14 protein-coding genes are annotated in these 14450 nt (G+C 65.8%); 6 read left to right on the forward strand and 8 right to left on the reverse strand.

Annotated elements, in window-relative coordinates:
* Positions 1–104 precede the first annotated feature (104 nt).
* The 4 genes from metC to AL072_RS13345 all read left to right on the forward strand — a co-directional run bounded on the left by metC (position 105) and on the right by AL072_RS13345 (position 3582).
* Positions 105–1283 carry a cystathionine beta-lyase gene (gene metC / locus AL072_RS13330; RefSeq protein WP_045582151.1) on the forward strand — a complete coding sequence of 393 codons (1179 nt, stop codon included), beginning with the start codon at positions 105–107 and terminating at the stop codon, positions 1281–1283.
* A gap of 26 nt (positions 1284–1309) precedes the next feature.
* A complete protein-coding gene (gene hisI / locus AL072_RS13335) occupies positions 1310–1744 on the forward strand; it encodes a phosphoribosyl-AMP cyclohydrolase (RefSeq protein ID WP_045582150.1) in 435 nt (144 codons plus the stop codon).
* 563 nt (positions 1745–2307) lie between these two features.
* A complete protein-coding gene (locus AL072_RS13340; RefSeq protein ID WP_045582149.1) occupies positions 2308–2991 on the forward strand; it encodes a calcium-binding protein in 684 nt (227 codons plus the stop codon).
* A gap of 123 nt (positions 2992–3114) precedes the next feature.
* A complete protein-coding gene (locus tag AL072_RS13345) occupies positions 3115–3582 on the forward strand; it encodes a hypothetical protein (RefSeq protein ID WP_045582148.1) in 468 nt (155 codons plus the stop codon).
* Positions 3583–3664: 82 nt separating this feature from the next.
* Here AL072_RS13345 and AL072_RS13350 read toward each other — a convergent pair whose 3' ends face one another.
* Both AL072_RS13350 and AL072_RS13355 read right to left on the reverse strand, forming a co-directional pair.
* Positions 3665–5176 carry a TRAP transporter large permease gene (locus AL072_RS13350; protein WP_045582147.1) on the reverse strand — a complete coding sequence of 504 codons (1512 nt, stop codon included), beginning with the start codon at positions 5174–5176 and terminating at the stop codon, positions 3665–3667.
* A 20-nt stretch (positions 5177–5196) separates the two neighbouring features.
* The gene (locus AL072_RS13355; protein ID WP_045582146.1) at positions 5197–5736 is read right to left on the reverse strand and encodes a TRAP transporter small permease subunit; all 540 of its coding nucleotides are present in this window, start codon (positions 5734–5736) and stop codon (positions 5197–5199) included.
* A gap of 511 nt (positions 5737–6247) precedes the next feature.
* On the opposite strand from AL072_RS13355, the gene AL072_RS13360 reads away from it, so the two are divergent.
* The gene (locus tag AL072_RS13360) at positions 6248–7939 is read left to right on the forward strand and encodes a methyl-accepting chemotaxis protein (protein ID WP_045582145.1); all 1692 of its coding nucleotides are present in this window, start codon (positions 6248–6250) and stop codon (positions 7937–7939) included.
* Positions 7940–8007: 68 nt separating this feature from the next.
* Here the strand turns inward: AL072_RS13360 and AL072_RS13365 are convergent, their stop codons facing one another.
* The 4 genes from AL072_RS13365 to AL072_RS13380 form a co-directional block, all read right to left on the reverse strand.
* Positions 8008–8760: an arginyltransferase gene (locus AL072_RS13365; protein WP_045582144.1), complete on the reverse strand. Its 753-nt coding sequence runs from the start codon at positions 8758–8760 to the stop codon at positions 8008–8010.
* 72 nt (positions 8761–8832) lie between these two features.
* On the reverse strand, positions 8833–9810 hold the full coding sequence (locus AL072_RS13370) for an alpha-E domain-containing protein (RefSeq protein WP_045582143.1): 978 nt from the start codon (positions 9808–9810) through the stop codon (positions 8833–8835).
* A complete protein-coding gene (locus AL072_RS13375; protein ID WP_245636692.1) occupies positions 9807–11195 on the reverse strand; it encodes a circularly permuted type 2 ATP-grasp protein in 1389 nt (462 codons plus the stop codon). Before AL072_RS13375 ends, AL072_RS13370 begins: the two co-directional genes overlap by 4 nt.
* Before the next feature lie 289 nt (positions 11196–11484).
* On the reverse strand, positions 11485–12663 hold the full coding sequence (locus AL072_RS13380) for a flagellar motor protein MotB (RefSeq protein ID WP_045582141.1): 1179 nt from the start codon (positions 12661–12663) through the stop codon (positions 11485–11487).
* Positions 12664–12949: 286 nt separating this feature from the next.
* Between AL072_RS13380 and AL072_RS13385 the strand changes: the two genes are divergently transcribed.
* Positions 12950–13441 (forward strand): flavin reductase family protein, encoded by a 492-nt coding sequence (locus tag AL072_RS13385; RefSeq protein ID WP_045582680.1) that lies wholly within the window; start codon positions 12950–12952, stop codon positions 13439–13441.
* 26 nt (positions 13442–13467) lie between these two features.
* Here AL072_RS13385 and AL072_RS13390 read toward each other — a convergent pair whose 3' ends face one another.
* Positions 13468–13752 (reverse strand): DUF1488 family protein, encoded by a 285-nt coding sequence (locus AL072_RS13390; protein ID WP_045582140.1) that lies wholly within the window; start codon positions 13750–13752, stop codon positions 13468–13470.
* A 37-nt stretch (positions 13753–13789) separates the two neighbouring features.
* Positions 13790–14446 carry a DUF6134 family protein gene (locus tag AL072_RS13395; RefSeq protein ID WP_045582139.1) on the reverse strand — a complete coding sequence of 219 codons (657 nt, stop codon included), beginning with the start codon at positions 14444–14446 and terminating at the stop codon, positions 13790–13792.
* Positions 14447–14450 lie beyond the last annotated feature (4 nt).

Here is a 14450-nt window from a genome sequence, read left to right on the forward strand (position 1 = left end):
GACGCAATCGGCGATGGCCGTGGAGCGTCCGGGATGACACAATGTTCGGCCCCGCCGTTCCGCCCCTGCGGAGCCGGTCGCCGCCCCAGCCAAACGGACAGTCGATGAAGGACGTCACCCAGGACACGATTCTCGTTCACGCCGGCCGAGACCCGCGGAACAACCACGGCATCGTCAATCCCCCGGTCTATCATTGCTCGACCGTGCTGTTCCCGACGCTGGACGCGCTGGAGGACAGCGACCGCAACACGCTGGAAGGCGTTCATTACGGCCGCATGGGCACCCCCACCACCTTCGCCTTCGAGGAGGCGGCGGCGGCGCTGGAGGGCGGCTACCGGGCGGTGAACACCGGCTCAGGCCTCGCCGCAATCGCCATCGCGCTGTCCGCCTTCACCAAGGCGGGCGACCATGTGCTGATCACCGACAGCGCCTATGGCCCGACCCGGCGCTTCGCCCGCGAGACGCTGGCTCCCTACGGCGTGGAGGTGGAGTTCTTCGACCCCTGCGTCGGCGCCGGCATCTCGGCCCTGCTGCGGCCGAACACCAGCGTGGTCTTCCTCGAATCGCCGGGGTCGCTGACCTTCGAAATCCAGGACGTGCCGGCCATCGCCGAAGCGGCGAAAGCGGTCGGCGCCACCGTCATGATGGACAACACCTGGGCGACGCCGCTGTTCTTCCGGCCCTTCGACCAGGGTGTCGACATCTCGATCCATGCCGCGACCAAATACATGGTCGGCCATGCCGACGCGATGCTGGGCGTCGTCACCTGCAAGGACGCGGCGACCTGGACGGAGGTGAAGAAGACGGCCACCCGATTCGGCGCCTGCGCCGGGCCGGACGACCTCTATCTCGGCCTGCGCGGCCTGCGCACGCTGGCGGTGCGCCTGCGCCAGCACCAGGACAGCGCCCTGGCGCTGGCCGACTGGCTGGCGGCCCGGCCGGAGGTGAAACGCATCCTGCATCCCGCCCGCCCCGACTTTCCCGGCCATGCCCTGTGGAAGCGCGACTTCACCGGGTCGAGCGGCCTGTTCTCCATTATCATCGATCAGGTGCCGCGCGCGGCGCTGGCGGCGATGCTGGACGGGATGGAACTGTTCGGCATGGGCTACAGCTGGGGCGGTTTCGAAAGCCTGATCCTGCCGACGCGGCCGGCCGCCGTCCGGTCTGCCACCCGCTGGACCGAGCCGGGGCAGGTCCTGCGCCTGCATGCCGGGCTGGAACACCCCGACGACCTGATCCGCGACCTGGACGCCGGTTTCCGCCGGATGGCCGCCGCCCTGTGAGCGGCGCGAGCAAGGAGAACGCAACCATGACCGACATCCCGTCGATCGATGCCGCCGCCTATGACGAGGTGCTGGCCGCCATCCGATTCAACGGCGACGGGCTGGTGCCCGCCATCGCCCAGGCCGACGGCACCGGCGAGATCCTGATGATGGCCTGGATGAACCGGGACTCGGTGGTCGAGACCCTGGCCACCGGCCGCGTCTGCTACTGGTCGCGTTCGCGCGGCGGGCTGTGGCGCAAGGGGGAAACCTCCGGCCAGATGCAGCGGCTGAAGGATTTCCGTGTCGACTGCGACGGCGACACCCTGTTGCTGGTGGTGGAGCAGGACGGCGTCGCCTGCCACACCGGCCGGCGCAGCTGTTTCTACCGCGCCTGGCGCGACGGCCGGCTGGAGACGATCCAGGAGGTACAGACCGACCCGGCCATCCTCTATGGCGGCCATGGCCACAGCCACGGCTGAGGAGTTGGCCGTGGGGTAAAGCCGGGCGGATCGATTCGCGCCCTGCCCGCAACGGTTCGTTGATCCATGTCAAGGCGGTACCCCGGCCAAAGGGAATAGACACTCTCTTGTCTCTAACCCTCCCTGTATACGACTGCGCCGGGCGTTCCCATGAACGCCCGGTTATTTTTTGCCTCCTCGCACTATGCCCCGTTCGGACGCGCTCGATCGCGCCAACCTCTTTCGAGCGATCCGCTTCGGCACAGCCCGGCGGTGGCGGCATACGGCCTTGCCCGGCCCGGCATGCGTTTCGGCCGGCCGGCTTCTGTCCTTTCGCCGGTATCTCCCTCTCCCATCGGGAGAGGAAACGGCGCGCCGGTCACAAGAAGATCCCGCTTTCCATCACTAATAATTCGAAATCGGAAATATTTAAGTTCTTATATTTGATAAAGATACGAACATCTGTGTCATTTCCTCAAAATCCCTTTGTATTGCTCCTTTATCGCTTTTCGAGCGGAGCGGCCTCATGGTTAACATCTGATTAATCGTTAACAGCACGTTAACGGCACTGATGGAGAGACGCCATGCGCCAGTTCTGGGGGACTTCCAAAAACGACACCATGACCGGCAGCGCCTATGACGACCGGATGGACGGTCTGGATGGCGACGACCGCGTCGACGGCGCCGGCGGCAATGACCGGCTCTATGGAGAGCGGGGGAACGACTCGCTGATCGGCGGTCTCGGCAACGACCAGTTGCACGGCGGCGACGGCAATGACTGGCTCGGCGACCCCTATGGCGGGAACGAGGCCGGCAACGATTCGATGTGGGGTGATGCGGGCAACGACCAGCTGTTCGGCGGCGTCGGCAACGACTGGCTGAACGGCGGCACCGGCGACGACATCCTAAAGGGCATGCGCGGCGACGACACCATGATCGGCGGCACAGGCAACGACCTGCTGTATGACAGCTATCGCGACGGCGGTGCCGACCTGTTCCAGCCGGGCACCGGCAACGACACCATGGTCAGCTTCACGGACGGGTTCGCCGACCGCTTCCTGATGGAGCAGGCGCCCGGAGGCTTCGGCCTCGATACGATCAACTATTTCGAAAAGGGTACCGACCGGATCGAGTTCCATGGCTATGCCGCCTGGGAAATGTCCATGACCACCAACGGCTCTGCGACGACCTTCGCCTTCACCGACGGCTCGACCCTGACCGTCGACCAGATCGGCCTGAGCGCGGGTCACGACTACTTCTTCGGCTGACCTCTCCGGAAGAGGTCCCGCGCGGGCGATGGGATCACCCCCTCGGCGCGCGGGACCTTTGGCCATGTGCGCGCTGTTGCCATCGCGGACACCAGTGCGCCGTCAGAAAAAGGCAGAGAACCGATGGACCACCGCCGCCCCACCCTGCGATTCCTCTTCCCCCTTCTGCCGGTGCTGGTGCTGGGTGCCTGCGCCGGCTCCGACATGGGCGGCGTGCCGTCGGCGGAGGTGGCGACCCAGCCCCCCATCGAACTGGTCGGGTTGACCGTGCAGACACCAGACGGCAGACGAATCCTCGGCAACGTCACCGATCTGGTGCTGGGACCGTCGAACCGGGTGGAGCAGGCGATCATCACCGTCGGCGCCCCGCGTTTTCCGACCGAACACAAGGTGACGGTCGCCAGCGAGAAGCTGCGCTACGCCCACGACCGTCAGGCCGTCATCCTGACCGGCATGACGGCGGAGGAGTTCGCAGCCCTGCCGCCGACCGGGGGCAGCGACCGCATGTTGTCGCTCGGCACCGGCGCCGGCACGGCCCTGCCCGTCGTCGGCGCCCCGACCGACTGGTCCGGCGCCACCCGGTCGCGCTGACGGTACCCGTCAGGGAAATGCACCCATGAAAAAGGGGGCCGGTCGAGCCGGCCCCCCTTTCCGCTTCGACGGCCCGACGCCGTCACTTGCCCTGAAGCTGCTTCATGATGTCGTCGGCCGGGTTCGATTCCGGCTGCGCCGGACCACCGAAGGGCGGTGCGACCTCCTGGTTGTCGAAGGCCGGGATTTCGATCTTCACATCGTCCAGGTTGATCGCGGGCCCCTTGTCGCGGCCGGCATCGACCAGCTGCGGGAAGCTGATGACGAGGGCGACCATGATGAGCTGGATGACCACGAAGGGCACCGCACCCCAATAGATCTGTCCGGTGGTGATCCTCGCGATCTTCATCCCGGTGATCTTGTCGATATAGTCGGACTTCGGCGCCACCGACCGCAGGAAGAACAGCGCGAAGCCGAAGGGCGGGTGCATGAAGCTGGTCTGCATGTTCACGCCCAGCAGCACGCCGAACCAGATCAGGTCGATGCCCAGCTTGTCCGCCACCGGTCCCAGCAGGGGAACGATGATGAAGGCCAGCTCGAAGAAATCGAGGAAGAAGGCCAGGACGAAGACCAGGATGTTGCAGACGATCAGGAAGCCCAGCTGGCCGCCCGGCAGGCCGGTCAGCAGATGTTCTACCCACAGATCGCCGTTGACGGCACGGAACACCAGGCCGAACACGGTCGACCCGATCAGGATGAACAGCACGAAGGACGACAGCTTGGCGGTGGAATCCATCGCCTGCCGCATCAGTCCCCAGCCAAGCTTGCGCTTGGCGAGCGCCAGCAGAATGGCGCCGGCCGCTCCCATGGCGCCGCCCTCCGTCGGGGTGGCGATGCCGAGGAAGATGGTGCCCAGCACCAGGAAGATCAGCACCAGCGGCGGCATCAGCGAGGTGATGACCCGCAGCAGCAGCTTGGCGCCCCGCAGTGTGCGGGCCTCGAGCGGCAGGGCCGGCACCGCTGCCGGGCGGATGATGCTGACCAGGATGATGTAGCCGGTATAGAGGCCTGTCAGCACCAGGCCGGGGATCAGGGCGCCGGCATACATGTCGCCGACGGACCGGCCGAGCTGGTCGGCCAGCACGATCAGCACCAGTGACGGCGGGATGATCTGGGCCAGCGTGCCCGACGCGGCGATGACGCCCGTGGCGATGCGGCGGTCATAGCCGTAGCGCAGCATGATCGGCAGCGAGATCAGGCCCATCGAGATGACCGAGGCGGCCACGACGCCGGTGGTTGCCGCCAGCAGCGCGCCGACAAAGATCACCGCATAGGCCAGACCGCCGCGGATCGGCCCGAACAGCTGGCCGATGGTGTCGAGCAGATCCTCGGCCATGCCGGACCGCTCCAGGATCAGGCCCATGAAGGTGAAAAAGGGAATTGCCAGCAGCGTGTCGTTGCGCATGATGCCGAACACGCGTTCGGGCAAGGCCTGCATCAGCGCCGGAGTCAGCAATCCCAATTCCATACCGATCAGGCCGAACACCAGACCGTTGGCAGCCAGGGCAAAGGCGACCGGGAAACCCATCAACAGGAACAACACCAGGGCACCGAACATGACCGGTGCCAAATTGGCGGATACGAACTCGACCATTTGGGGGGTGCTCCCGGTCCTTAGGAATGGCTGTGCATCTTCTCACCCGGCTCGTTGCGGTGGCCGGTGAGAAATGCGATGCGCTTGATCAGTTCCGACACACCCTGCGCGGTGAGCAGGAAGAAGCCGACAGGGACCAGGAGTTTAGCCGGCCAGCGGATCAGGCCGCCTGCATCGCTCGACATCTCGTTGGTGAGGAAGCTGTCCATGAACATCGGCCAGGACAGCACCATGATCAGGATCGTCATCGGGAACATGAAGACGATGATCCCGAAGACGTCCACCCAGGCCTGCGTCCGCCGGGAGAAGCGGCTGAGCACGACGTCGATGCGGATGTGCTCGTTGCGCAGGAACGTATAGCCGGCGCAGAGCAGGAACACGCCAGAGAACAAGTACCATTGGAGCTCCAGCCACGCGTTGGAGCTGGTGTTCAATCCATAGCGGACAACCGCATTGGTGGCGCTGACGGCGACGGCGACCAGAACGAGCCAATAGGCCAGCTTGCCGATGCCTTCGTTCACGGCATCGATCAGCCCGCTAAGTCTGAGCAGACCTGTCAAAGGAGAAACCTCCCTGTTGCGGGGGCGCGGCCGCAGCCGTCCCCTTTTGCTTTTGTTGCAGCCGCATGGGCGCGGCAGGACGCGACCCTCTCTCGGATCGAGGGTATACCAAAAGATAGGATTGGACGGGACTATTCCTTTCCCGCCCTCCACCGGCAAGGGCTACGTTGGAGCTACGTAGAATCCCGTAGTTCCGGATTGCGGAGCGTCGGCCATCCCCGTCGTTGCGTCTTGAGAGGAAGCGCATTTTGCGAAGTGCGCCCCGCATATTGCCAGGAACGGTAATCGATCGAAGGCCCGGCACCGCCCGCCGCGACCGCTCAAGCACTTGATTTCGAAGGGTGGGCAAGCTACCCGGCCGTTCGGTGTCCTTTGGTATGCATCTTGCTGTCCTGCCGCCAAACAATCGGCAATCGCTTCTCTCGCCCACAACGCCAACGGCTGCGCTCGACTTGGCGCCATCGGCCGGAAGAACCCGGCTCGGGAGAGGCTTGGATACGGAGCACCCGCCATGGCATGGATTTCGAATATAACCGTCAAGTCCCGGACATTCGCCGCAATCCTGACCATTCTGGTCTGCACCGTCGGCCTCGGGCTCTTCTCCCTGAGCAAACTCTCGGCGATCAACACCGAGGCGGAGGACGTGCGGGACAACTGGCTGCCGTCGATCGTCGCGATCTCCCGGCTCTACACCACCTTCGACTTCTACCGCACCGTGGAGGGCGGCCACCTGATCGCATCGACCGACGCGGACATGGCGAGGGAAGAACAGGCGCTTTCGGAGATTGCCAACCGGATCGAGACGCGCCGCATCGACTATGAAAAGCTGCTGGTGCCGGGCTGGGAGACCGAGACCTACCGGAAATTCATGACGAGCTATCAGAATTACATGAAGATCAGCCGCGAACAGCTTCTGCCGCTGTCACGGAACAACGACAATGCAGCCGCGGGTGCGCTGTTCCGCGGCGCATCGCGGGATGAATTCCGCATATCGAAGGATCTTCTGCAATCCCTCGTCGACTTCAACGCCACCGAAGGCAAGCGGTCGGCCGACCATGGCGAGGAGGTCTACCAGTCGAGCAAGCTTTGGGTCGCCGCCATCCTGGGCCTCATCGTCACCGTCGGCATCGGTGCGGCCTGGATGATCGTCGCCACCGTCCTGCGCCCGATCGAGGCGATCACCGCAGTGATGGGGCGGCTCGCCAACCGGGACATGGCGGTTTCCATCGACGGCATTTCCCGCGGCGACGAACTCGGCGCCATGGCGCGTGCGGTGCAGGTGTTCAAGGACGGCCTGATCGAAGCCGACCGCCTCGCCAGGGCGGAGGCCGCCGAACAGCAGGCCAAGGCCCGCCGCACCGAGGTGATCGAGCGGCTGCTGGCTGGGTTCGAGACCTCGTCCGGCACCGCCCTGCGCACGGTGGCCGCTGCCGCGTCGGAGTTGGACGCGACCGCCCATTCCATGTCGGCGATGGCGCAGCAGACCAGCACCCAGGCCACCGTCGTCGCCTCGGCCGCCGAGCAGACCAGCGCCAACGTCCAGACCGTCGCCACCGCCACCGAGGAGATGGCCAGCTCCATCCGCGAGATCGGCAGCCAGATTTCCCGCTCCGCCGACATCGCCGGCAAGGCGGTGAACGAGGCGACCCAGACCAGCAACGCGGTGCGCAGCCTGGCGGAAGCAGCGCAGAAGATCGGCGAGGTGGTCGGGCTGATCACCGACATCGCCAGCCAGACCAATCTGCTGGCCCTGAACGCCACCATCGAGGCCGCCCGCGCCGGTGAGGCCGGCAAGGGTTTCGCCGTCGTCGCCAGCGAAGTCAAGAGCCTGGCCGGCCAGACCGCCAAGGCGACGGAGGAGATCGCCTCGCAGATCGGCGCCATCCAGCAGACCACCCAGGGCGTGGTGACCGCCATCACCGGGATCGGCAGCACGATTTCCAGCATCAACGACATCACCACGGGGATCGCCGCCGCCATCGAGGAGCAGAGCGCGGCGACCACCGAGATCTCCCGCAACGTCCAGCAGGCGGCAGCCGGCACGCAGGAGGTCACCGGCAGCATCCTTCAGGTCACCCAGGCGGCGGGAGAGGCCGGCAACGCGGCCGGACAGGTTCTGGATGCCGCCGGCGAACTGTCGCAGCAGGCCGAACGCATGCGCCACGACGTCGAAACCTTCCTCAGCAACATCAAGGCGGCGTAAGGATGCTATCCGGCTCCTTCCCCCTGCCCTCCAGTACGGATTTGGGCAGGGGGAAGGCCATTCCCCCGTCACCCCTCCGCATCCTCTTCCGGCGCGATCGCCGCAGGACGCCAACCATCCTCGCCCAGGCACTCCAGCGGATGGAATTTCGCCTTGTAGGCCATCTTGCGGCTGTGGGCGATCCAATAGCCGAGATAGACATAGGGCATGCCGGCCAGCCGCGCCCGTTCGATCAGTCCAAGGACCATGAAGGTGCCCAGGCTGCGGCGGTCCTGGGCCGCGTCGTAGAAGCTGTAGACCGCCGAATAGCCGTCGGACAGCCGGTCGGTCAGCATGCATCCCACCAGTTGCCCGCGGTCGTCGCGCGCCTCCAGCAGGCTGGTGTCCGCCCGCCCCTCATCCACCATGGCGGCGAAATCGCCCATCGCCATGCGGGCCATGTCGGAATCGCCATGGCGGGAGTTCTGGTACAGCGCGAACAGCCTGTATTGCTCCGACGTGGCGTAGGCCGGCCGTTCGGCCAGCATCAAACCTGCATTCAGCTTCAACACCCGGCGTTGCGAGCGCGACGGCACGAAATCGCCGACCGGAACGCGCACCGGAACGCATGCCTGGCAATTGGGGCAGACCGGCCGATAGACGATGTCGTGGCTGCGGCGGAATCCCGCGCGCGACAGGGTTGAGTTCACTTCGGTCGCATAGGGACCGATCAGGCGCGTGAACAGCTTGCGTTCGACACGTCCCGGCAGATAGGGGCAGGGCATCGGCCCCGACCGGAAGAATTGCTGCAAGGGGCGTTGCGGTGGCTGGATGACCGACATTCTGACCGACAACCACCGCGACTGTGGGAAGGGCAAGGGAGGGACATCGACGTCCCTCCCCGATACCCAAGCTTACTGCGACTGGCTCTGTACCGCCAGAGGCGGTTGGACGCCGAAGAAGGCTAGCGCGATCTCCGTGGTGATGATGCTCAGTTGCAGCTGGATCCAGTCGAGATACTCGTGCAACCCGTCGCGCAACACTGCATCGATCGGACGGGACAGCAAGGCGGCCAGCAGCTCGTCCACCCGCTCCATCGCCGCCGAACCGCCGCGCAGGTCATACCGCGACCGCATCCGCGTCAGCACCCCGTCGATCTGGCGCACGCACATCACCACCGAGCGCGGAAACCCCTCGTTGAACAGCATGAAGCCGGCGACGGTGGCCGGCGACATGCCGCGGGGATAGACGCGCCGGAAGGCATGGTAGCCGGCGGTGCAGCGCAGCACCGTCGTCCATTGGCTGACGTCCAGCGTCGACCCCACCTCGACAGGCGACGGCAACAGGGTGTGGTACTTGATGTCGAGCAGGCGCGTGGTCTGGTCCGCCCGCTCGATGTATTTGCCCATCTGGTAGAAGTACCAGCCCTGGTCGCGGTAGAAGGTGCCCTCGGTGATGCCGGTGTGGGTCTGGCACTCCTCCTTGATCCAGGTGCAGACCTTGGACAGGTTCTGGGTCGCGACGTCCTTGACCGACATCTCCAGAAGCTTGTTGTGGAACACGTTGATCTGCGTCCACATCTCGGTCGAGATCCAGGGGCGCAGCGTCCGCGCGTTCTCCCGCGCCATCCGCAGCATGGACAGCAGCGAGTTCCGGTTCTGCGGGTCGAACATGTAGTAGTGGATCACCGCCTCCGCCGTCGGGCGGTCGTGGCGGCTGAAGAAGTCCTTCTCGTCCGCGTTCAGCTGGACGATGGAGAACCAGTTGGTGGCCCCGCGGGTGTCGCGCGCGAAGGTCTCGTGCACATCCATGATGCGGGCCAGATTCTCGGCCCGCTCCATGTAGCGGGCCATCCAGAAAATGCACTCGGCGTAACGGGACAGCAGGTTCATGCCGCACCACCTTCCAGAACCCAGGTGTCCTTCGAGCCGCCGCCCTGGGACGAATTGACGATCAGCGTGCCCTTCTTCAGCGCCACGCGCGACAGGCCGCCGGGCAGGACCCAGCTGCTCTTGCCGGTGATGGCGAAGGGACGCAGATCGACGTGGCGCGGTTCGATGGCGTCGTCACACACCGTCGGGCAGACCGACAGGTCGACGACCGGCTGGCTGATGTAGTTGGACGGGTCGGCCAGCAGCTTGGCCCGGCAGTCGTCCAGTTCGGCCTTGTTGGCGCGCGGACCGATGGTGATGCCGTAGCCGCCGGCCTCGCCCACCGGCTTCACCACCAGATCGGCCAGATTGTCGAGCGTGTATTGCAGGGCGTCGGGCTCGCGGCAGATGCGGGTGTCGACATTGGGGATGATCGGATCCTGGTCCAGGTAATATTTGATCATCCGCGGGACATAGCAGTAGACCGCCTTGTCGTCGGCGACGCCGGTGCCGATGGCGTTGGCCAGCGCCACGTTGCCCTTGCGGTAGGCCTCCAGGATGCCGGGCACGCCCAGCAGGCTGTCGGGGTTGAAGGCCTTGGGATCGAGGAAGGCGTCGTCGAGCCGGCGGTAGATCGAATGGACCGGGGCCAGACCGTTGGTCGTCTTCATGTAGACGCGGTCGTTGTCCACCACCAGATCGCGGCCCTCCACCAGCGGCACGCCCATCTCGCGCGCCAGGAAGATATGCTCGAAATAGGCGGAGTTGTAGGTGCCCGGCGACAGCAGCACCACCTGCGGGTCGTCGACTCCGGATGGTGCGATCTCCACCATCGCATCCAGCAGCTTGTGGCCGTAATTGTCCACCGGGCGGATGCCGATGTCCTGCATCAGGTCGGGGAAGACCCGCTGCATCATGTGGCGGTTCTCCACGACATAGGACACGCCGGACGGCACGCGCCCGTTGTCCTCCAGCACGCGGAATGTCCCGAAGCGGTCGCGCACCAGATCGGTGCCCATGATGTGGATGTAGGTGTCGAAGGGAACGTCCACCCCGATCATCTGCGGGCGGAAATTATGGTTGCCCTCCACCAGATCCCGCGGGATCACGCCGTCCTTCAGGATCTTCTGGTCGTGATAGATGTCGTGCAGGAACAGGTTCAACGCGGCGACGCGCTGCTTGACGCCGGCCTCCAGATGCGACCATTCCGGCGCGGAGATCACGCGCGGGATGACGTCGAACGGCAGGATGCGGTCGACGGCGTCCTTGTCGGAATAGACGATGAAGGTGATGCCGAGATTGTAGAGCTCCCGCTCGGCGTCCTGCGCCCGGCGGCGCAATTCGTCGAAGTTGAGCGCGGCCAGCCGCCGTCGGATCAGCGCCGTGTGTTCGGCCGGCAAATCCATGGATCCGAACAGTTCATCGAAGTACAGCCCGGGATCATAGGATGACAAAAGGTCGGACGGTTTGCCCTCGGGTACGCTCACAGACTCCCCCGCGCTTGTATCTGACCGATCATCGCGGGCCGGGCGGCATCGCCCCGGCCATGTCGCTTTGTGCAAGAAGTATGACCCATCGCCGCGCGCTTTGAACAGGGGCAAACGCGCGGCCTGTTGTGCGACGCAATGGTAAAGCAAGAATTCAGACGCCGGTGCCTTATGAAATTAGCGCCAAAGTACCGGCGGCCGTGAAACCCTATCGTGCTTTGGTCGCAGCTGGGGCTGTGACGGGCGCGGCGGCGCCGCCTGATTGGCCTCCCGTAGCCGGGGCGGCCTGGGTCTCGCGCAGCAGGACCATGGTGATCCGGCGGTTGCGCGGGCTGTTCGGCTGGTCGGCGACCAGCGGATCGCGGTCCGCCTTGCCGACGACATCCTGGATGCGCAACGGGTCGACGCCGCCGGACAGCAGAGCGCGGCGGGTGGCGTTGGCCCGCTCCGTCGACAAATCCCAATTGTCCCGGCCGGAGCCGGACGAGAAGGGCGTGGAGTCGGTATGGCCGCTGATCGACAGCTTGTTGGGCAGCTTGGACAGGGCCTTGGCCACCTGCTGCACCAGCTGGCGGGTCTGCGGGTACATCTGGCCGGAGCCGCCGGGGAACATCGAGACGCGGTCCTGGTCGACGATCTGGATCCGCAGGCCTTCGGGAGTCTGGTCGATCATCAGGTTCTGGGCCAGCGGCTCCAGTTCCGGCACCGATTGGATGGCCTGGCGGATCTCGGTGGCGGCCTGCTGGAACTGGCGGGCCTCCTTGGCGGCGCCTTGCAGGCTCTCCATCGCCTCCTTCACCCGCTCGGCGAAGTCGGACAGCTTCTCGCCCGGCTTCTGGCCGGGGATGCCGAGCTGCTTGGCGAGTTCCTCCATCCGCTTCTGGAACTCGGCGCGGGTCTCGTTCTGCTTCTGGTCGGCGACGTCCGCCGAGGCATTGGCGTTGGCGCCGGCGGTGTCGGCGTTGCCGCCGGGCTGGCCCTGGCCGGTGGCGCCCTGGCCGGGGCCGTTGGCCGACTCCGTCGGGTCGTCGGCATCGTCGGTCTGCTGCGACGAATAGCCGGGCGGTCCCGACACCGGAACGTCGGCCGACATCGGCGAACTGGGGGAGATCTGGGCGCCCGGCACCGTGATGGTCTTGCCGCCCAGCATGCCGCCGGAACCCGACTGCTCGCGGCTGACCGAGACGGGCGAGAAATAGTCGGCGATGCCCTTGCGCTGGTCGGAGGTGGTGACGTTCAGCAGCCACAGCAGCAGGAAGAAGGCCATCATCGCGGTCACGAAGTCGGCATAGGCCACCTTCCAGGCGCCACCATGGTGGCCGCCGTGCCCGCCCTTCTTCTTCTTGATGATGATCGGCCGCTCGTTGCCGCCGGTGTTCCCGCTCATGCCCTGGCCGTAGCGATTGGTCCGCGGCCCGAGGGCCGATTCCTGCGCGCCGCATCGCCCCGGAGGCGGAAGCTGTCTGCTGCCGCCGAACCCTGCCCGGGTTTCATTAACATCCGTTTAACGACGTTGTCAGGGCTGGAGATGCGGCTTGCACCAGGAGGCGTGCTGGATTAATTGCCGGTATCTTCCACCTTGTGTGTCATCTTCACGGCCCTTGGGCCGATGCGCCCGCCCGCCCCTATCGTCATCCGGCCCATACCCCACCCAGCCCATGCCACAGGACGTCATGACCACCGACCAGCCGATCGATCCCCTTGCGTTCCGCTCCGCCCTCGGCTGCTTCGCCACCGGGATCGCCGTCATCACGACCATCGCGCCCGACGGGCTGCCGCTGGGGGTCACGGTGAATTCCTTTTCTTCGGTGTCGCTCGACCCGCCGCTGGTGCAGTTCTGCCTGGGCCGTGCGGCGATGTCCTTCGACGCCTTCAACGCGGCGCCGCATTTCGCCGTCAACATCCTGGCAGCCGACCAGGAGGATCTGTCCAACCGCTTTTCCCGCCGCGACCAGCAGGAACGCTGGACCGGGCTGGAGACCACCACCGGCCGCGGCGGCGTCCGCCTGCTGACCGGCTGCCTCGCCACGCTGGAATGCGACCGCGAGCATCTGCTGGACGGCGGCGACCATGTCATCGTGCTGGGCCGCGTGCGCAGCCTGACCGCCCGCGAGGACGGCGAGCCGCTGCTGTATTTCCGCGGCCGCTACGCCCGGCTGGGATAAGGCGGCGACCCGCCCCCTCCGGCCCCCTACCCCGCCGCCCGGTGCAGGTCGCGCCCGGTCAGGTGGATGTTGGCGTCGGGGTCGAGCGCACGGGCCATGATGCGCTGCTCGGCAGCGCGCTCCACCAGGGAGCGGTTCATGCAGACCTGCTGAACCGCCTCGTCCGGCTTGGGGGTATGGCCGACGATGCCCTGCAGGGTGCGGCGGGTGACGAAGACCCGGCCCTGATACTCCCCGACCTGCACCGCGAGTTCCACCGCGTCGGCCTCCTCGTTCCAGATGGGGTCGTCGGGGAACAGGAAGATCGGCATCGCGTCCTCGGTCGGTGGAGGTCAGGTCAAGACGGCATCACTTCAGAACATAGGTGATATCATAGCCGCTGCGTTTGAAGCGCGTCTTCAGCAGCGTGCCGTCCGCCGCGAACCACAGGTCGCGCTCCACATCTCCGTCGATGCGGTGATGCGTGGCCTCCACCGGCTTGCCGCCGGACTCCACCGTTTCGGTCCCGACCTTGCGCGCCGTGACCTTGTAGGGCGCGCCGTCGATCACCGACAGCAGCTGACCGTGTTTCAGAACCTCCGGCGTCCACAGGGTCAGCGGCAGCGTTGCCGTCGGCACCTGCTGGGTCTTGCCGTCGACGGTCAGGCGGTAGCCGCCGGCCTCGCGGGCCATGTCGATCCTGTGCGGGGTGCCGTCGTCGTCGGTGCTGGCGGTCATCGACTCCAGCACCCCACCCTTCCACAGCTCTTCGCGCTTGTGGTCGTAGCGGAAGTTGATGAACAGCACCTTCACCCGCGTGGTGGCAGTGACGGTCACCTTGCTGCGGTCGCCCTGCGGTTCGACCGTCACCTGTTCGGTGCCGATGGGATCCTCGCCCATCAGAATCTGGTAGGTCATCGCCCTGGCACCGCCCTGCGCCGCGGCGGGACCGCACAGGACGGTTAGCAGGACGGCGGGCATCAGGACAGCAGACAGGGTGGCGCGTTTCGCGCGAGTCATGGTCATCGGC

It is taken from the genome of Azospirillum thiophilum (assembly GCF_001305595.1).
GTDB classification, from domain to species: Bacteria; Pseudomonadota; Alphaproteobacteria; order Azospirillales; family Azospirillaceae; genus Azospirillum; species Azospirillum thiophilum.

Coding starts and splice junctions, on each gene's coding strand:
- hisI (WP_045582150.1), top strand. CDS start 1,310: ATGACCGACATCCCGTCGATCGATGCCGCCGCCTATGACGAGGTGCTG.
- AL072_RS13365 (WP_045582144.1), bottom strand. CDS start 8,760: ATGTCGGTCATCCAGCCACCGCAACGCCCCTTGCAGCAATTCTTCCGG.
- AL072_RS13380 (WP_045582141.1), bottom strand. CDS start 12,663: ATGAGCGGGAACACCGGCGGCAACGAGCGGCCGATCATCATCAAGAAG.
- AL072_RS13360 (WP_045582145.1), top strand. CDS start 6,248: ATGGCATGGATTTCGAATATAACCGTCAAGTCCCGGACATTCGCCGCA.
- AL072_RS13370 (WP_045582143.1), bottom strand. CDS start 9,810: ATGAACCTGCTGTCCCGTTACGCCGAGTGCATTTTCTGGATGGCCCGC.
- metC (WP_045582151.1), top strand. CDS start 105: ATGAAGGACGTCACCCAGGACACGATTCTCGTTCACGCCGGCCGAGAC.
- AL072_RS13340 (WP_045582149.1), top strand. CDS start 2,308: ATGCGCCAGTTCTGGGGGACTTCCAAAAACGACACCATGACCGGCAGC.
- AL072_RS13345 (WP_045582148.1), top strand. CDS start 3,115: ATGGACCACCGCCGCCCCACCCTGCGATTCCTCTTCCCCCTTCTGCCG.
- AL072_RS13385 (WP_045582680.1), top strand. CDS start 12,950: ATGACCACCGACCAGCCGATCGATCCCCTTGCGTTCCGCTCCGCCCTC.
- AL072_RS13375 (WP_245636692.1), bottom strand. CDS start 11,195: ATGGATTTGCCGGCCGAACACACGGCGCTGATCCGACGGCGGCTGGCC.
- AL072_RS13390 (WP_045582140.1), bottom strand. CDS start 13,752: ATGCCGATCTTCCTGTTCCCCGACGACCCCATCTGGAACGAGGAGGCC.
- AL072_RS13395 (WP_045582139.1), bottom strand. CDS start 14,446: ATGACCATGACTCGCGCGAAACGCGCCACCCTGTCTGCTGTCCTGATG.
- AL072_RS13350 (WP_045582147.1), bottom strand. CDS start 5,176: ATGGTCGAGTTCGTATCCGCCAATTTGGCACCGGTCATGTTCGGTGCC.